The 17,865-nt window shown below is 71.9% G+C and carries 13 protein-coding genes and 1 pseudogene; 11 read left to right on the top strand and 3 right to left on the bottom strand.

What is annotated here, in order from left to right:
- Window positions 1-7 precede the first annotated feature (7 nt).
- The 3 genes from ABZ887_RS12150 to ABZ887_RS12140 all read left to right on the top strand — a co-directional run bounded on the left by ABZ887_RS12150 (window position 8) and on the right by ABZ887_RS12140 (window position 5,137).
- Window positions 8-1,354, top strand: coding sequence for a S53 family peptidase (locus ABZ887_RS12150; protein ID WP_361286637.1), 1,347 nt, complete (start codon window positions 8-10; stop codon window positions 1,352-1,354).
- A gap of 241 nt (window positions 1,355-1,595) precedes the next feature.
- Window positions 1,596-3,740 (top strand): SpoIIE family protein phosphatase, encoded by a 2,145-nt coding sequence (locus ABZ887_RS12145; protein WP_361286634.1) that lies wholly within the window; start codon window positions 1,596-1,598, stop codon window positions 3,738-3,740.
- 80 nt (window positions 3,741-3,820) lie between these two features.
- Complete coding sequence (locus ABZ887_RS12140; RefSeq protein ID WP_361286631.1) at window positions 3,821-5,137, top strand: hypothetical protein; 1,317 nt, start codon at window positions 3,821-3,823, stop codon at window positions 5,135-5,137.
- A 60-nt stretch (window positions 5,138-5,197) separates the two neighbouring features.
- Here the strand turns inward: ABZ887_RS12140 and ABZ887_RS12135 are convergent, their stop codons facing one another.
- A complete protein-coding gene (locus ABZ887_RS12135; protein ID WP_361286628.1) occupies window positions 5,198-6,094 on the bottom strand; it encodes an MBL fold metallo-hydrolase in 897 nt (298 codons plus the stop codon).
- A 237-nt stretch (window positions 6,095-6,331) separates the two neighbouring features.
- Here ABZ887_RS12135 and ABZ887_RS12130 point away from each other — a divergent pair, with 237 nt between their 5' ends.
- On the top strand, window positions 6,332-7,279 hold the full coding sequence (locus tag ABZ887_RS12130; protein ID WP_361286622.1) for an AraC family transcriptional regulator: 948 nt from the start codon (window positions 6,332-6,334) through the stop codon (window positions 7,277-7,279).
- 48 nt (window positions 7,280-7,327) lie between these two features.
- On the opposite strand, the gene ABZ887_RS12125 is transcribed toward ABZ887_RS12130, so the two are convergent.
- Window positions 7,328-8,434: a substrate-binding domain-containing protein gene (locus tag ABZ887_RS12125; RefSeq protein WP_361286731.1), complete on the bottom strand. Its 1,107-nt coding sequence runs from the start codon at window positions 8,432-8,434 to the stop codon at window positions 7,328-7,330.
- A 489-nt stretch (window positions 8,435-8,923) separates the two neighbouring features.
- Between ABZ887_RS12125 and ABZ887_RS12120 the strand changes: the two genes are divergently transcribed.
- The 4 genes and pseudogenes from ABZ887_RS12120 to ABZ887_RS12105 all read left to right on the top strand — a co-directional run bounded on the left by ABZ887_RS12120 (window position 8,924) and on the right by ABZ887_RS12105 (window position 11,617).
- Complete coding sequence (locus ABZ887_RS12120; RefSeq protein ID WP_361286619.1) at window positions 8,924-9,964, top strand: LacI family DNA-binding transcriptional regulator; 1,041 nt, start codon at window positions 8,924-8,926, stop codon at window positions 9,962-9,964.
- Window positions 9,965-9,998: 34 nt separating this feature from the next.
- Window positions 9,999-10,796, top strand: a pseudogene (locus ABZ887_RS12115) (alpha/beta hydrolase); the annotation flags it as partial.
- Window positions 10,797-10,964: 168 nt separating this feature from the next.
- Window positions 10,965-11,240, top strand: coding sequence for a hypothetical protein (locus ABZ887_RS12110; RefSeq protein WP_361286616.1), 276 nt, complete (start codon window positions 10,965-10,967; stop codon window positions 11,238-11,240).
- Window positions 11,234-11,617, top strand: a complete 384-nt coding sequence (locus ABZ887_RS12105) for a fic family toxin-antitoxin system, toxin component (RefSeq protein WP_361286613.1) — start codon at window positions 11,234-11,236, stop codon at window positions 11,615-11,617. Before ABZ887_RS12110 ends, ABZ887_RS12105 begins: the two co-directional genes overlap by 7 nt.
- Before the next feature lie 79 nt (window positions 11,618-11,696).
- On the opposite strand, the gene ABZ887_RS12100 is transcribed toward ABZ887_RS12105, so the two are convergent.
- Window positions 11,697-13,979, bottom strand: coding sequence for a (Fe-S)-binding protein (locus ABZ887_RS12100; protein ID WP_361286610.1), 2,283 nt, complete (start codon window positions 13,977-13,979; stop codon window positions 11,697-11,699).
- Between the two features lie 252 nt (window positions 13,980-14,231).
- Between ABZ887_RS12100 and ABZ887_RS12095 the strand changes: the two genes are divergently transcribed.
- The 3 genes from ABZ887_RS12095 to grpE all read left to right on the top strand — a co-directional run bounded on the left by ABZ887_RS12095 (window position 14,232) and on the right by grpE (window position 17,840).
- Window positions 14,232-15,251 (top strand): MraY family glycosyltransferase, encoded by a 1,020-nt coding sequence (locus ABZ887_RS12095; RefSeq protein WP_361286607.1) that lies wholly within the window; start codon window positions 14,232-14,234, stop codon window positions 15,249-15,251.
- 94 nt (window positions 15,252-15,345) lie between these two features.
- Window positions 15,346-17,187 (top strand): molecular chaperone DnaK, encoded by a 1,842-nt coding sequence (gene dnaK / locus ABZ887_RS12090; protein WP_361286604.1) that lies wholly within the window; start codon window positions 15,346-15,348, stop codon window positions 17,185-17,187.
- On the top strand, window positions 17,184-17,840 hold the full coding sequence (gene grpE / locus ABZ887_RS12085) for a nucleotide exchange factor GrpE (protein ID WP_361286601.1): 657 nt from the start codon (window positions 17,184-17,186) through the stop codon (window positions 17,838-17,840). Before dnaK ends, grpE begins: the two co-directional genes overlap by 4 nt.
- Window positions 17,841-17,865: the final 25 nt, after the last annotated feature.

The raw sequence follows: 17,865 nt of genomic DNA, 5'->3' as shown, positions 1-17,865 counted from the left end.
GGGATTCATGCACATAGCCCGTACCGGGCAGGCCGTCGCGGCCGCCACGTCCGTCGCCGCCCTCGCGGCCACCGCGCTGACGGCCGCCGCGCCCACCGCCGTACCGCACACCCTCGCGGTACCGGCCGTCGTCGGGCACACCCTGGTGCACGGTGTGAGCAGCCCGCTCTCCAGCGAGCAGTGCCAGGCCAAGTGGCAGATCAACTGCTACAGCCCGCTCCAGTACCGCACCGCGTACGACCTGAACGCCCTCTACCGCAAGGGCGTCACGGGCAAGGGACGCACCATCGTCATCGTCGACTCGTACGGCTCCCCGACCGTGCAGCACGATCTCGACGTCTACAGCAAGCAGTTCGGGCTGCCCAGCACCAAGGTGAAGGTCGTCAAGTGGGGGCACGTCCCCGCCTTCGACCCGAAGAACTCCGACATGACCGGCTGGGCCGGCGAGACCACCCTCGACGTCGAGATGGCGCACGCGGTGGCGCCCGCCGCGAAGATCGTCGTGGTCGAGACCGCGGTCTCCGAGACCGAGGGCACCACCGGTCTGCCGGAGATGATGGACGCCGAGAAGTACATGATCGACCACGGTGTCGGCGACGTCATCAGCCAGAGCTTCGGCGCCACCGAGAACACCTTCCCGGGCTTCGCCAAGGGCGACTTCTCCAGCATCAAGAAGCTGCGGTACGCCTTCCAGGAGGCCAACCGCAAGCACGTCACCGTCCTCGCCGCCTCCGGTGACGGCGGCGCCACCGACCTCCAGGCGGACGGCAAGACGTACTACAAGAAGCGCGTCAACTCCTGGCCGTCCTCGGACCCGTTGGTCACCTCGATCGGCGGCACCCAGCTCCACCTCGACGACAAGGGCAACCGTGTCAAGCCGGACAGTGTCTACAACGACTACGGCTCCGGCGGTGGCGGCCAGTCCCACGTCTTCACCCGCCCGTCGTACCAGAACGGCGTGAAGAGCAAGGTCGGCACCCGCCGCGGCACCCCGGACATCTCGATGTCCGCCGCGGTCAACGGCGGCGCCTGGATCTACTCCAGCTTCGACCCGACCGCCACCGGCTGGGACGTCAGCGGCGGCACCAGCGAGGCCACCCCGCTCTTCGCGGGCATCGTCGCCCTCGCCGACCAGGCCGCCGGCCACCGCCTCGGCAACATCCAGAAGCGGCTGTACGACCTCTCCTCCTACCGCTCCAAGGGCACCGGCATCGTCGACGTCAACGACGGCACCGACAACAGCTACGAGGGCGTGACCGGCTACAAGGCCGTCAACGGCTACGACCTCGCCACCGGCGTCGGCACCGTGGACGCCCTGCGCTTCGTCCCGGCCCTCGTCAAGCAGAAGCCCTGATCCTCCCCGCACCACACGGCAGACGGCCCGGGTCCCGCACCCGGGCCGTTCCCGTCCCGGCCGCGCCCGCTGCCTCCGTCGCCCGTGCGGCCGTGCAGGTGACGTGTCGGGGTGGGCGAAGGACGATGGAGGGAGGTGTGAGGGCGACGCGGTGAGACCGGCCGGCTGCGGTGTCCCGTGGCCTCCCCGGCGTCCGCCCGGGGCCACGGCGGCCGAGCCGGCAGAACGGGCGGTGACCGGCATGCGTGATGCCACCCCGAGCGGCGGGAGCGGCGCCGTACCGCCCGACCCGACACAGCCGGAACAGCCGGACGCGGTGACGGGGGACGAGGCGTTCGCCCAGTGCCGGCTGCCCGTGATGGTGTGCGACTCCGCGCTGCGGGTCGTGCGGGCGAGCGCCGGTGCCGTACGCGAACTCGGCCTGTCCGAGGAGCGGATGCGCGGTCTGTCCGTCACCGACATCGTGCCCTCGCACCTCTGCCACCGGATCGAGAACGGCATGGGCCGGGTGTTCGCGTCGGGCGAGCCCGAGGAGTTCCACGTCCGGGGCCGCGCCCGGCCGGACGCCCCCGAGAGGGTGTGGTCCGTCAGCGTCTCCCCGCTCGTCACGACGGCGGGGCAGGTGCGGCACGTGGAGGTCTCCGCGATCGACGTCAGCGAGCAGTACCTGGCCAGGGAGCGGCTCGCGCTGCTGAACGACGTCAGCGACCGGGTGGGCAGCACCCTGGACGTGATGCGCACGGCGCAGGAGATGGCCGACGTGACGGTGGACCGGCTCGCCGACTTCATCACCATCGACCTGCTCGACTCCCTGTACCGCGGCGTCGAGCCGAAACCGTCCGGCACGGGCCGGGTCCCGCTGCGGCGCGCGGCCCAGCAGTCCGTGCTGCACGGGGCGCCCGAGGCGGTGATCGAGCCGGGGGAGGTGGACGAGTACCCCGCGTCCGCACCCCCCGTCCGCTGCCTGGCCACCGGCAGGGCCTCGCTGCACACCACCGGGGACGAGGCGATCCGGGCCTGGGAACTCGCCGATCCCGAGCGGTCGTGGGTGGTCCGCAGGTTCGGGATCCACTCGATCATGGTCATCCCGCTGCGCGCCCGCGGCATCACCATCGGGGTGGCGGTCCTGGTACGGCACCGGCGCGAGGAGCCGTTCACCCGCGACGACCTGCTCCTGGCCGAGGAGATCGCCGCGCGCGCCGCCGTGGCCGTGGACAACGCCCGCCGGTACACCCTCGAACGCGGCACCGCGCTGGCCCTGCAGCGCAGCCTCCTGCCCCACCGGTTCTCGGCCCAGGACGCGGTCGAGGCGGCCCACCGCTACCTCCCGGCCCGCACCCGGGCCGGGCCCGGCGGCGACTGGTTCGACGTGATCCCGCTCTCCGGCGCCAGGGTCGCGCTGGTGGCGGGCGACGTGGTGGGCCACGGACTGCGGGCGTCGGCCACCATGGGCCGGCTGCGGACCGCGGTGCGCACCCTGGCCGACGTCGACCTGCCCGCCGACGAGCTGCTCACCCACCTCGACGACCTGGTCACCCTCCTGGCGGCCGAGGAGGAGAGCGCCGCGGAGTACGAGCCCGACCTCGAACCCTGCAGCGATCTCATCGCCACCTGCCTGTACGTGGTCTACGACCCGGTCTCCCGCCGGTGCACGGCCGCCAGCGCGGGCCATCCGCCGCCCGCGGTCGTCGGCCCGGACGGCCCGGCGTCCTTCCTCGACGTGCCGCCCGGCCCGCCGCTGGGCGCGGGCGGGCTGCCCTTCGAGACCGCCGAGCGGGAACTGTCCCCGGGCAGCCTCCTCGCGCTCTGCACGGACGGCCTGCTCCAGGGGCCCGGGCACGACCTGGGCGACGGTCTGGCACGGCTGCGCCGCTCCCTCGACCGAGCCGCCTCCCGGCCGCTGGAGGAGCTGTGCGACGAGCTGCTCCGGACGCTGCTGCCCGCGCAGCCGCAGGACGACGTCGCCCTGCTCCTCGCGCGCACCCGGGCGCTCGACGCCGACCGGGTCGCCACCTGGGACCTGCCCTCCGACCCGGCCGTGGTCGCCGACGCCCGTGCCCGGGTGCTGGCCCGGCTGGAGGCCTGGCACCTGCCGGACCTGGCGTTCACGGCCGAGCTGGTGGTCAGCGAACTCGTCACGAACGCGATCCGCTACGGGCAACCGCCCGTCCAGCTGCGGCTGATCCGGGGCGCCGCGCTGATCTGCGAGGTCTCCGACGGCAGCGGCACCGCCCCGCACCTGCGCCGGGCCCGCACCTACGACGAGGGCGGCCGCGGCCTGCTGCTCGTCGCCCAGCTCGCCCACCGCTGGGGCACCCGCCAGCAGCCCGGCGGCAAGACCATCTGGGCCGAGATCGGACTCACGGCGCGGTCCGCCGCGCCGTGACCCGGACGGCCCCCTCCTGCTCGCGTGTGTGCTCTCCGGCGGTTCGGCTGGAGGAGGACCGGAGCGACCTGGAGGTACGGGTGACGGAGGACAGCGCGCACGCGGACGGCGAGGCCGGCCGGTCCGACGACGTCCGGGAACTGCGGGCCCGGGTCGCGGCCCTGGAGAAGGAACGGGCCCGGCCGCCCCGGCACCACGCCAGGTCCCTGCTCGCCGTCGTCCTGGTCGTCGTCGGCTGCCTGCTCGCCCCGCTCGCCGTGGTCGCCTCATGGGCGGCGGACCAGGTGGGCGACACCGACCGCTACGTCAGCACGGTCGCCCCGCTCGCCTCGGACCCCGACGTGCAGAACGCCGTGGCCAACCGGGCCACCGACGCGCTCATGAGCCACCTCGACCTGCCCGCCCTGCTCGCCGACGTGGCCCCCGCGGACCGGCCCCGGCTGCAGCAGGCGCTGGGCGGCAGACTCGGCGACGCGCTCGAAGGAGCGGTGCGCAGCTTCGTCCACGACAAGGCCCGCGAGGTCGCCGCGTCCGACGCGTTCCGGACCGTCTGGACCGACGCCAACCGCCGGATCCACAGCAGCCTCGACAAGGCCCTCACCGGCAGCGGCGGCGGCGCGGTGCAGCTGACCGACGACAGCGTCACCCTCGACATCGGCCCGATCGTGGACCAGGTCAAGCAGCGGCTCGTCGACGCCGGACTGACCCCCGCCGAACACATCCCCGCCGTCCACACCGACTTCACCCTCGCCAGGTCCGACCAGGTCGGCAAGGCCAAGACCTACGTACGGCTGCTCCAGCTCGCCGGGAACTGGCTGCCCGTGCTGGCCGTGCTGCTGGTCGCCGCCGGGGTGCTGCTCGCGGTCCGGCGGCGCCGGGCCCTGGTGGCGGGCTGCGTCGGGGTCGCCGTCACCACCGGGCTGCTCGGCATCGGGCTGCGCGTGTTCCGCGTGTTCTACCTGGACCGGCTGCCCGCGAGCGTCTCCCCGGGCGCGGCGGCCGCCGTCTACGACGCGCTGACCCACTTCCTGCGGACCGGCGTGCGGATGGTCGTGGCCCTCGGCGTCGTCGTCGCCCTGGCCGCCTGGCTCACCGGCCCCGGCCGGTACGCCGGGCTGGTCCGCGGTCTGTGGACGTCCGGGATCGGAGCGGTACGCGGCACCGCCGACCGCGCCGGACTGCGCACCGGCCCGGTCGGCCCCTTCGTGCGCCGGTACCGCACCTGGATCACCTGGGTCCTGGTGGCCGTGGCGGTGCTGGTCTACCTGCTGTGGCCGTACCCCACCGGGTGGGTGGTGGTCGGCATCGCCCTGTGCCTGCTGTTCGTGCTGGCCGTGGTGGAGTTCCTGGCGGCGCCCCCGGCCGGGGGAGAGACCCCGGCCGCGTCGCCGGCCTGACGATCCGGCCGGCGGCCGGCGGCCGGCGCCGCCGCGGACGGTCGGGGGACCTGCCGACCGTCAGGGTGCGAAGGCCGCCCAGGGGCCGAGTGCGTACCCCTCGCCCGCCCTGCGGACCTCCACCGCGCCCGGTCCGCCGAAGTGCGCGGGGACGACCAGTTCACGGGTGTCCGCGGCCCGTTCGAGGATCCGGCGGCGGCTGGCCTCCGCCCGCGCGGGGTCGAGGCAGAAGCAGCTGTTCCACTGCGGCCGGAGGATCTGGACCGGGCTGTGCAGCAGGTCGCCGACGAAGACCGCGCGGTCGCTCCCCGACGCGAGCCGGAGCACCGAGGAGCCGGGGGTGTGGCCGGGTGCCGACTCCAGGGTGAGGTGTTCGTCGATGCGGTGGGTGCCGTGCCACAGGACGGCCTGACCGGCCCGGTGGAGCGGCGCGATGCTGTCCTCGTATACGAGCCGGTCGTCCTCCCGGACCCCGTTCCCGTATCCGTTCTCCGGCCCGAAGTGGAAGTCGTCGGCGGTCGGGACGAGGTACCGGGCGTTGGGGAACGCGGGCGCCCAGCCGCCCTCGACGCCGATGGTGTTCCAGCCGACGTGGTCGGCGTGCACATGGGTGTTGACGACGACGTCGACGTCCTCGGGCCGCACCCCGGCCCGGGCCAGCAGCCCGAGGAAGTCGCCCTGCCACTGGTGGAACCCGGGCGAGCCGGGCCGCTCGCGGCCGTTGCCCACCGGGGTGTCGACCAGTACGGTCCGCCCGGCGCTGCGCAGCACCCAGGTGCCCAGCGCGACCACCGCCCGGTCGGCCGCCGGGTCCCAGTGGTCCGGCGCCAGCCAGTCCGCGTTGTCCGCCCAGACCCCGGCGGACGACCGCGGCACCAGGGTGCGGGCCGGTGTGAACGGCCCCTGCCACTCGACGACGCGGACGACCTCGACATCACCCAGCACGGTGCGCTGCACGAGACCCTCGCGCCGGGGATCGTCGGGTCCGGAACCCTCACCCCGGGTACGCGGACCGCCTGGACCAGTCGGGCTGCTCGGGGTACTCGGACCAGCTGGGCTGGTCGGGGTGCTCGGGGAATTCTCGTTCTCCATGGGATCGACCCTAGGGAGCGTCGGTGAGCGTCTCAATGCTCATCCGGCTCGGTGAAATACGCGCCCGGCTCATCTCCGAGCCCTGCGGGGTAGCCTGCCGCCGTGGATGTGCTGAGCGACGCGATCGCGGCCGTCAGGGTCGGGCAGCCCTCGTCCAACCGGGTGCGGGTGAGCGGCACCTGGTGCACACGGCTGGCTCCGTACGAGGGCGCGGGCTTCCACGTCGTACTGAAGGGGACCTGCTGGCTGCTTCCCGACGGTGGCGCCCCGGTCCCGCTGGGCACCGGGGACGCGGTGCTGCTCCCGCACGGCACGGGGCATGTGCTCGCCGACTCCCCCGCCGACGCGGCGGCCGTGCGGCGCGCGGTGCCGTTCGAGCGCTGGGCCGGACGCGAGGGGCCGGACGACCGGACGGCGCAGGGGGAGCACGAGGCGCACGGCGGGGTCGAGCTGCTGTGCGGCAAGTACCGGCTCGACCGCAGCCACGCCCACCCGCTCATGGCGGAGCTGCCCGAGGCCGTCCACCTGCCCAACCGGGTCGGCAGCCACCCCGAACTCCGGGCGGCGATCGACCTGCTGGGCCGGGAGCTGGAGGCGCGGCGGCCCGGCTCGGGCAGGGTGGTCCCCAGCCTGCTGGACCTGCTGTTCGTCTACATGATCCGGTCCTGGATGGCCGAGGGCGCGACCGGTGCCTGGCCGGCCGTGCTGACCGATCCGGTCACCGCCGCCGCGCTGCGCGCGCTGCACACGGACCCGGCCGCCGCCTGGACCAACGAACGCCTCGCCACCGAGGTGGGCGTCTCCCGGCCGACCCTGGTCCGCCGGTTCACCGGCCTGGTGGGCCGGGCGCCGATGACGTACCTCACCTGGTGGCGTCTGACCCTCGCCGCGACGCTCCTCCGGGACACCGAGGAGCCCCTGGCCGCCGTCGCCCGCCGGGTCGGCTACGGCACTCCCTACGCCCTCTCGCACGCCTTCAAGCGGGAGTTCGGAGCCACTCCGGGGCGGTTCCGCACGGAGCTGCACGGGCGTCCGGGCCCAGCGGCCTGACCGCCGCCCCGCCCGTCCCGTTCCCGCGGCTGCTTCGAGTTCCCCCGACTACTTCAGGCCGATCGCGGCGCAGGCCGACCGGTACTTCGGGGTGCAGATGTCGGCGACGGTGTACACGCCGTCGTCGATCACCGTGTCCTTGATGTTGTCCTTCGTGAGGGCGACCACCGGCACGAGCGTCGCGGGGATGTCCTTCCCGGTCGGGCTGTCGACCTTGTCCTGGGTCAGCGCGTCGTACTGGATGTCACGGCCCTGCACCTTGTACACCGCCATCTGCGCGGCGTCGGTGGCCTCGTCCAGGAACGGCTTGTACACGGTCATGTACTGCTCGCCCGAGACGACCCGCTGCACCGCGTCCAGGTTCGCGTCCTGTCCGGTCACCGGGGGGATCGTGGTGGCGCCCGCCCGCTTCAGCGCGTCGATGACGGCGCCGGCCATGCCGTCGTTGGCCGAGTAGACGGCGGCGATGTTGTTCAGGCCGACGGCCTGGATCGCCTTCTTCATGTTCGCCCCGGCGACCTCGGGCGACCACTTGTCGGTGTCGTACTGCTCGGCGATGCGGACCCTGTCCTTGAGTTCGGCGAGGGCACCCTCCTTGAACTTCCCCGTGTTCGGGTCCGCGGGGTCGCCGTTCATCATGACGACCTTGCTGGTCGCCGCCTTGCTGCCGAGCGCCTCGAGGATGGCGCGGCCCTGGACCTCGCCGACGAGTTCGTTGTCGTGGGAGACGTACGCGTCGATCGGGCCCTGCGCGAGCCGGTCGTAGGCGATGACGGGGATGCCGGCGTCCTTCGCCTTCCGGACGTCCGGTGCGATGGCCGCGGCGTCCACCGCGTCCACCACGATGATGTCGACCTTCCTGGCCACCATCTGCTGGAACTGCCGGCTCTGCTTGTCCTTGCTCGCCTCGGCGTTGGCGTAGTCGACCTTGCCCTTGCCGTGCGTGAGGGAGGCGACCTCCTTCTTGAAGATGGGGTGGTCGAAGGCCTCGAACCGGGCCGTGTCCCGGTCGGGCAGGAGCAGCCCCACCGTGATGCCGTCGCCCTTCGTCGGGGACGCGGAGCTGTCGCCGCCGCCGATGCCGTCGACGACGCCGCACGCGGTGAGCGTGAGTGCCGACGCGGAGGCGGCCAGGGTGATCGCGAGGCGGGGCAGAGGGGTCCCGCGGAGGGTAGGAACGCTCACATCAGGCGCCTTCCGGATGGGGGGAGCGTCATGCGCAACCGATGGTGTGAAGGAAGCAAACGCGCAGTGACGGGGTACGTCAAGACGTAAGGACAACAAGGCAGTTGAAGCCTGCCGTGCGCGACGTCCGGAGACCTGCGGCCGGGTGGCGGATCTCGCAGGTCAGGCCGGTACGACGGGAGTTCGCGAGGGTGGCGGACCGTGCGTCACGGAAGGTCCGGAGCGGGGTGCGCCGGGCAACAGGCCATCCATATCCGGCGCTTGACCGCCTTCGCAGCACCTCCGCAGCACCTTCGCAGTCTTCGCAAGATTCACTGTCGCTACTCCTCGGTACGGTCACTTCCCTGCTGGGCGACCCTCTCGCTTAAAACGTTTTAAGAACTGCTACCATCGGTGGCCCCACCACAATCACAGGCGGACGACGAGGTCGTCCGGCGTCGCGCATCCACGGGAGGCCGTGTGGACCAGCCCGGCTCCGCCGTCCCGGCGGGCGGCACCGGAGGGCCGGCCGCGCGTCCCCGGCTGGAGGACGTCGCCGCCCGCGTCGGTCTCTCGACGGCGTCGGTGTCCCTGGTGCTGCGGGGCGTGCCCGGTCCCAGCGAGCGCACCCGGCAGCGGGTCCTGAAGGCGGCCGCCGACCTCGGCTACCGCCCCGACCGCACCGCCAGTGCCCTGGCCAGCAGGCGCAGCAGGCTGCTCGGGGTCATGGTCGACGTGCACAGCCCCTTCCACGCGGAGCTGGTCGAGCACCTGCACGTCGCCGCGGAGGAGGTCGGCTACGACCTCGTGCTGAGCGCCCTGACCCGGACCCGGGACGAGAGCACGGCGGTGGAGACGCTGCTGGCGTTCCGCTGCGAGGCGCTGATCCTGCTCGGCCCGGTCGCTCCGGCCGCCGGCCTCGCCGACCTGGACCGCAGGGCGCCCGTCGTCAGCGTGGGGCGCCGGATCGCCCGCGCCCCCCTCGACGTCGTCCGCACCGCCGACGACGACGGAGTGGGCCAGATCGTCGACCACCTGGCGGGCCTGGGGCACCGTGCGATCGCCTACGCCGACGGCGGCAGGGGCGTCATCGCCACCGACCGGCGCGGCGGTTACCGGGACGCCATGCGCCGGCACGGCCTCCACGAGCACATCCGGGTGCTGCCCGGCGGCAGCACCGAGGAGACCGGCGAGAAGACGGGCCGGCGCCTCCTCGGCGACGGCCCGCTGCCGACCGCCGTCGTGGCGTACAACGACCAGGGCGCCATCGGCCTGCTGACCGCGCTCCGGTCGGCCGGGGTGGACGTGCCCGGCACCGTCTCCGTCGCCGGGTACGACGACGACACCCTGGCCCGGCTGAGCTGCTTCAACCTCACCACCGTCAGCCAGAACGCCCGGGAACAGGCCCGTCAGGCGGTGGCGGCCGCCGTGGAACGCCTCGACGAGGGCCGCACCGGGCCCCGCGAGATCGTCCTCGCGCCCACCCTGGTCGTCCGGGGGACCACAGCACGGGTGCGCTGACCCCGGGTCGGACCGGCCGGCAGGGACGACCGCGGCCGCCGTCGCGAAGCAGCTCACCGACGCGGTCACCGCCGCGCAGGCCACCCCGCAGGGCCGGGCCCGGATCGCGCTCGCCGCCGCCTTCCTCAACCTGCCCGCCTGGTCGCCCGGGAGGACGAAGCCCGGCGCGACCGACTGGGCGGGCCAGGAGGCCCAGCAGTACGACTGGTTCGCGCAGGGCATCCTGGCGTTCGTCGAGGGCGGCCGGTACGCCGTCGAGCAGTCGGTCGGCGGCAGCAACTCCTGGAACCAGGGCGTCGACTACGCCGGTCTGCTCGCCGGTTCCGCACACGCGCCCCAGGTCCGCGCCCTGTACACGGCGGCCGGTCTCGACCTGGGCGCCGACCTGCGGACGCTGACCTCGGGCGCCGCGATCACCGCCGATCCCGCGGCGGTCCGTACCGCCCGGCGGACGTCCTCCGCGGGCCAGGGACTGGAGGTGCCGTTGCTCGACGTCCACACCACCGCCGACAACCTGGTCCCGGTGGAGCAGGAGAACCGCTTCGCCGAGCGGGTGCGCGCCGCGGGCGACGGCGCGCTGCTGCGGCAGGCGTACGTCGAACGGCAGGGTCACTGCGCGTTCACCACCGCCGAGACCGTGGCCGCGCTGCACGCCCTCGAAAACCGGGTGGACACCGGCCGCTGGGACGACGCCGCGACACCGGACGCGCTCCAGCGGTCCGCCACCGCGCTCGGCCTGGACGGGGCGGCCTATGTGCCGTACGAGCCGGCACGGTTGACGGTCGGCCGCGACGGCACGCGGTCAACGGCCGGCGACACCCGGCACGACTGAGGCCGGGGCGGCGAGGAGCTCACTGGGGGGCGGCGGACGCGTCGCCCCCTCTTCCCCCGCGACCGCCTACGGCTCCTCGGAGAGACGGCGCGATCCTGAACGGGCATTGTCCGTCACCTTTGGTCTTGACCTTCACCGTGCGCTGGCTGCATTGCCAGCGTTGCAGCCATGGAGATGAAGACGGTGACGATAAGACTCCGGGCGGACGAGCTGGACGCGGTGCGCCGACGTGCGGAGGCACAGGGCAAGAGCCTTCAGGCACACATGCACGACACGCTCATGGCGGAGTCGGTGGAGGCGGACCGTCTGCTCCGCCGGTCCGTGCGGGAAGGGGTGGAACGCTACGCGGAGGCGTTCGCCGCGGCCGACCGGGAGAACGACGCCCGGCTGGCCCGCCTGCGTGAGGCGGCTCGGGGCTTCGAGCGGGAGCCCGGCGAGTGGTGATTCCACTTGACCTGCCCAAGCTGCTGGCCGTCGCCGAGACCTTGCCGCGCGATCCCCAGGTGGCCGACCTGGGCATTCTGACCTGCGCCTGCGATCGGCTGTCCGCAGTGGCTCTGGAGCGCGAGGTCTATCCCACGTTGCGCTACAAGGCCGCGGCACTGCTGGAGCAGCTGGCGCGCCATGACCCCTTGGAGCACAGCAACTATCAGTTCGCCTGGCTCGCCGTCTGCGAGTTCGCCCGCCTGAACGGCCTCCGGCTGGCAGCGGAGCCGAAGGACGCGCTGGCCCTGGTGGCCGGCGTCCGTGCCTACGAGATCGCGTTGCCGGAGAGCGCCAGGACCCTCTCCTCGTGGTGGGAGCCGGTCGTGACGGACTGAGCTCCCGATGACGTCTGCCCCGGCAGACCACGGCGCCCCGTGCCGATACAGGCACGGGGCGCCGTCATGGCCGTAGGGGCTACTTCACCGGCTCCGGCTCCGGAGCGGGCTCCTGCTCCGTCTCGCCCGCCGGGTCCACCGGGGTCCGGACCGAGTCGAGGAGCAGCTGGGCCACGTCCACCACCTGGATGGACTCCTTGGCCTTGCCATCGTTCTTCTTGCCGTTGACCGAGTCGGTCAGCATCACGAGGCAGAAGGGGCAGGCGGTGGAGACGATGTCGGGGTTCACCGACAGGGCCTCGTCGACGCGCTCGTTGTTGATGCGCTTGCCGATCCGCTCCTCCATCCACATCCGCGCGCCACCGGCGCCACAGCAGAAGCCGCGCTCCTTGTGGCGGTGCATCTCCTCGTTGCGCAGACCCGGGACGCTGGCGATGATCTCGCGCGGAGGCGTGTAGATCTTGTTGTGGCGGCCCAGGTAGCAGGGGTCGTGGTAGGTGATGATGCCCTCGACCGGGGTGACCGGGACCAGCTTGCCCTCGTCCACCAGGTGCTGGAGCAGCTGGGTGTGGTGGATGACCTCGTAGTCGCCGCCGAGCTGCGGGTACTCGTTGCCGATGGTGTTGAGGCAGTGCGGGCAGGTGGCGACGATCTTCTTCGCCGACTTCGGCTTGCGGGACTCCTCGGTCACCTTGCCGTCGTCGTCCAGCTCCTCGCCGAACGCAGTGTTCAGCGCCATGACGTTCTCCATGCCGAGCTCCTGGAACAGGGGCTCGTTGCCGAGGCGGCGGGCGGAGTCGCCGGTGCACTTCTCGTCGCCGCCCATGATCGCGAACTTGACGCCCGCGATGTGGAGGAGCTCGGCGAAGGCCTTCGTCGTCTTCTTGGCGCGGTCTTCGAGGGAGCCGGCGCAGCCGACCCAGTACAGGTACTCGACCTCGGTGAGGTCCTCGATGTCCTTGCCGACGACCGGGATCTCGAAGTCGACCTCCTTGAGCCACTCCAGGCGCTGCTTCTTCGCCAGGCCCCAGGGGTTGCCCTTCTTCTCCAGGTTCTTGAGCATCGTGCCCGCCTCGGACGGGAACGCGGACTCGATCATCACCTGGTAGCGGCGCATGTCGACGATGTGGTCGACGTGCTCGATGTCCACCGGGCACTGCTCGACGCAGGCGCCGCAGGTGGTGCAGGACCACAGCACGTCCGGGTCGATGACGCCGTTCTCTTCGGCGGTGCCGATCAGCGGCCGCTCGGCCTCCGCGAGGGCGGCGGCGGGGACGGCCTTGAGGGCCTCCTCGCTCGCCTTCTCCTCGCCCTCCGCGTTCTTGCCGCCGCCCGCCAGCAGGTAGGGGGCCTTGGCGTGCGAGTGGTCGCGCAGGGACATGATCAGCAGCTTGGGGGAGAGCGGCTTGCCGGTGTTCCAGGCCGGGCACTGCGACTGGCAGCGGCCGCACTCGGTGCAGGTGGAGAAGTCGAGCAGGCCCTTCCAGGAGAAGTGCTCGATCTGGGAGACGCCGAAGACGTCGTCCTCACCGGGGTCGGTGAAGTCGATCGGCTTGCCGCCGGAGGTCATCGGGAGCAGGCCGCCGAGCGAGGTCTCGCCCGTCGCGTTCCGCTTGAACCAGATGTTCGGGAAGGCGAGGAAGCGGTGCCAGGCGACGCCCATGTCGGTCTTCAGGGAGACCGTGATCATCCAGATGAAGGAGGTCGCGATCTTGATCATCGCCGTGAGGTAGACCAGGTTCTGCAGCGTGTCGACGCTCGTGCCCCGGAAGGCGGCGACCAGGGGGTACGAGGCGAAGTACGCGGCCTCGTAGCCGTGCACGCCGGCGAGGGCGCCCTCCAGGCCGCGCAGGGTCATGATGGCGAGGCCGATGATGAGGATCACGGCCTCGACGAAGTAGGCCTGGCCGAAGTTCGAGCCGGCGAACCGGGACTTGCGGCCCGGCCGGCGCGGGTGGCTCAGCTGCCGGATGACGATGAGCGTGAGGATGCCCAGCGAGGTCATCGTGCCGATGAACTCGACGAACATCTCGTACGGCAGCCAGTGGCCGATGACCGGCAGCGTCCAGTCGGCCTGGAACAGCTGGCCGAAGGCGTTGATCAGGGTCAGCACCAGGGAGAAGAAGCCGACGGCGACGAACCAGTGGGCGACGCCCACCACGCCCCACCGGTTCATCCGGGTGTGACCGAGGAACTCCCTGATCACCGTGGCGGTGCGGGCGGTCCAGTCGTCGGTGCGGGTGCCCGCCGGGACGTCCTGGCCGAGCCGTACGAACCGGTAGATCTGCGCGATGGCGCGGCTGAACAGCGCGACGCCGACCACGGCGAGTACCAGCGACACGATGATCGCGGCGAGTTGCATGGGGGCTCCTCGGGCCTGCGAGGGGTCTCTTCGGGGTTCTTCGCGAGGTTTCTCCCGTCGCGAAGGTGCCCGAAATTACTAAGCGGTAACTTATGCAGTCGGTCTGAGACTACCCGCATCTTTACTCGCACTGTAGTCAGGTGCGGGGTGATCTGGATCGCTGAGGTCTGCCTCAGGCCCGCACGGGCGGTACGCCCCAACCTGATCGTGTTATTCGTACAGAATTGTTACATTCAGGTCTAATTTGGACCTGTGCTCTACGGGATCGCCGCCGCCACCACCGCCTTCCTGCTCGCCGCCGTCCTCGCCGCGCTCATCCAGCCGTGCGCCCTGCGGCTCGGGCTGGTCGACCGCAGGCGGGCGCGGCGGGTGCCCGGGCTCGGCGGTCTCGCCGTGGTCGTCGCCACCTGCCTGGTCGCCTGCGCCGGCGACTGGACCGGAGTTGCCCCGCTCGGTACCGGCGTCGGGGAGCTGGTGGCCGCCGGGGGAGCCGTGGCGCTGCTCGGGCTGGTCGCCGACGTGTGCCGGCTCAAGACGCGGTTCCTGCTGTTCGGCACGGCGGTGGCGGCCGCCTGTGTCGTGCCGTACGACGAGTTCGGCGCCGCCGGCGGGCTGCTCGGCGCCGGGTGGATCGCCTTCGTCGCCGTCGCCTTCAAGGGGCTCGACCACGCGGACGGGCTGGCCGGGACCGTCGGGGTGGTGACCGCCTTCGGGGTCGGGGCCTGTGCCGCCGCCGAGGTGATGGACGGGCTCGCCGTGCTGCTCAGCGTGCTCGCGGCCGCGCTCACCGGGTTCCTGATGCACAACTGGCCTCCCGCGCGCATCGCCCTCGGCGCCACCGGCTCGCTGTTCGCCGGGTTCGTGCTGGCCGCGGCGGCGCTGATCACCCGGACCGGGCACGAGCCCGTCGCGAGCGCGGGTGTGCTGTTCGCGCTCACCGCCGTCGCGAGTGCAGACGCCCTGCTCGTCCTGCTGTCGCGGCTGCTCGCCGGGCGGCCGGTGCTGCGGCGCGGGCCCGACCATCTCGTGCACCGGCTGCGGCGCCTCGGGCTCACCTCGCAGGGGGCGACCGTCGCCCTCGGCGCCGGATCCTTCGCCGGGGTGTTCGTCGCGGTGCTCGTGCACGGCGGCTGGGTCGGCCGGACCGGTGCCACCTGCGTCGCCTGCGTCACCTTCGGTGTCGTGCTCGTACTCCTTCGGGTCCCGGTCTACGAACCCCGGCGTGGAGAATCCCCGCAGGTCGGCGGGCACTTGCGTGTAAGGAGCGGATAAGACTTGAGTCTGCTCCACTCAGGTCTGTTGACCCAGGGCGAGGCTTGATGCACACTTGAGTCCGTTCCACTCAAGTCAGCTGGAGGAAATCACCATGGCACGTGCGGTCGGCATCGACCTGGGCACGACTAACTCCGTCGTCAGCGTTCTTGAAGGCGGCGAGCCCACCGTCATCACCAACGCCGAGGGTGCCCGGACCACGCCGTCCGTCGTCGCCTTCGCGAAGAACGGCGAGGTTCTCGTCGGCGAGGTCGCCAAGCGCCAGGCGGTCACCAACGTGGACCGGACGATCCGGTCCGTGAAGCGTCACATGGGCACCGACTGGAAGATCCAGCTGGACGGGAAGGACTTCAACCCCCAGCAGATCTCCGCGTTCATCCTGCAGAAGCTCAAGCGGGATGCCGAGGCCTACCTGGGCGAGAAGGTGACCGACGCGGTCATCACCGTCCCGGCCTACTTCAACGACTCCGAGCGCCAGGCGACGAAGGAGGCCGGCGAGATCGCCGGTCTGAACGTCCTGCGCATCGTCAACGAGCCCACCGCCGCCGCGCTCGCGTACGGCCTCGACAAGGACGACCAGACGATCCTCGTCTTCGACCTCGGTGGCGGCACCTTCGACGTGTCCCTCCTGGAGATCGGCGACGGCGTCGTCGAGGTGAAGGCCACCAACGGCGACAACCACCTCGGTGGTGACGACTGGGACCAGCGTGTCGTCGACTACCTGGTCAAGCAGTTCGCGGCCGGCCACGGCGTGGACCTCGGCAAGGACAAGATGGCCCTCCAGCGCCTCCGCGAGGCCGCCGAGAAGGCCAAGATCGAGCTGTCCAGCTCCACCGAGACCTCGATCAACCTGCCCTACATCACCGCCTCCGCCGAGGGCCCCCTGCACCTCGACGAGAAGCTCACCCGCGCCCAGTTCCAGCAGCTGACCGTGGACCTCCTGGAGCGCTGCAAGACGCCGTTCCACAACGTCATCAAGGACGCCGGCATCCAGCTCGGCGAGATCGACCACGTCGTCCTCGTCGGCGGCTCCACCCGGATGCCCGCCGTCGCCGAGCTCGTCAAGGAGCTGACCGGCGGCAAGGACGCCAACAAGGGCGTCAACCCGGACGAGGTCGTCGCCATCGGCGCCGCCCTGCAGGCCGGTGTGCTCAAGGGTGAGGTCAAGGACGTCCTGCTCCTCGACGTGACCCCGCTGTCCCTCGGTATCGAGACCAAGGGCGGCATCATGACCAAGCTCATCGAGCGGAACACGACGATCCCGACCAAGCGGTCCGAGATCTTCACCACCGCCGAGGACAACCAGCCCTCCGTCCAGATCCAGGTCTACCAGGGCGAGCGCGAGATCGCGGCGTACAACAAGAAGCTCGGCATGTTCGAGCTGACCGGTCTGCCGCCGGCCCCGCGCGGTGTCCCGCAGATCGAGGTCGCCTTCGACATCGACGCCAACGGCATCATGCACGTCACGGCCAAGGACCTCGGCACGGGCAAGGAGCAGAAGATGACCGTCACCGGCGGCTCCTCGCTGCCGAAGGACGAGGTCGACCGGATGCGCCAGGAGGCCGAGCAGTACGCGGAGGAGGACCACCGCCGCCGCGAGGCCGCCGAGACCCGCAACCAGGGCGAGCAGCTCGTCTACCAGACCGAGAAGTTCCTCAAGGACAACGAGGACAAGGTCCCGGGCGAGATCAAGACCGAGGTCGAGGCCGCCGTCGAGGAGCTCAAGGAGCACCTCAAGGGCGAGGACACCGCCGAGATCCGCACCGCCACCGAGAAGGTCGCGGCCGTCTCCCAGAAGCTGGGCCAGGCCATGTACGCCGACGCCCAGGCCTCGCAGGCCGCCGCCGGCGGTGCCGCTCCCGGTGCCGGTGACGCCGCCGACGACGTGGTGGACGCCGAGATCGTCGACGACGAGCGCAAGGACGGTGCCGCGTGACGGAGGAGACCCCGGGCTTCGAGGAGAAGCCCGACGTCCCCTCCGGCGCCACCCCCGACGACGCCGCGCCGAAGGCCGCTCCCACTCAGGGGGCGGCCCCGGCCGGGGACTCCAGCGCACAGCTCGCCGGTCTGACGGCACAGCTGGACCAGGTGCGCACCGCGCTCGGCGAGCGCACCGCGGACCTCCAGCGCCTCCAGGCCGAGTACCAGAACTACCGCCGCCGGGTGGAGCGCGACCGGATCACGGTCCGGGAGATCGCCATCGCGAACCTCCTGACCGAACTCCTGCCCGTGCTCGACGACATCGGCCGCGCGCGGGAACACGGCGAACTGGTCGGCGGTTTCAAGTCGGTGGCCGAGTCGCTGGAGACGGTCGCGGCGAAGATGGGCCTGCAGCAGTTCGGCAAGGAGGGCGAGCCCTTCGACCCGACGATCCACGAGGCGCTGATGCACAGCTACGCGCCGGACGTCACCGAGACGACGTGCGTGGCCATCCTGCAGCCCGGGTATCGCATCGGCGAGCGCACCATCCGCCCCGCGCGGGTGGCGGTCGCCGAACCGCAGCCGGGGGCGACCCCGGTGAAGGCCGAGGGGGCCGACGAGGCCCCGGCGGCCGGCGACGAGAAGGACAACGGCCCTGAGGAGGGCTGACGTAATACGTACCGAGTGGGAGGAG

The sequence above is a fragment of the Streptomyces sp. NPDC047061 genome (genome assembly GCF_040643955.1).
Classification (GTDB): domain Bacteria; phylum Actinomycetota; class Actinomycetes; order Streptomycetales; family Streptomycetaceae; genus Streptomyces.
This window is presented reverse-complemented; position numbering and strand designations above follow the sequence as displayed.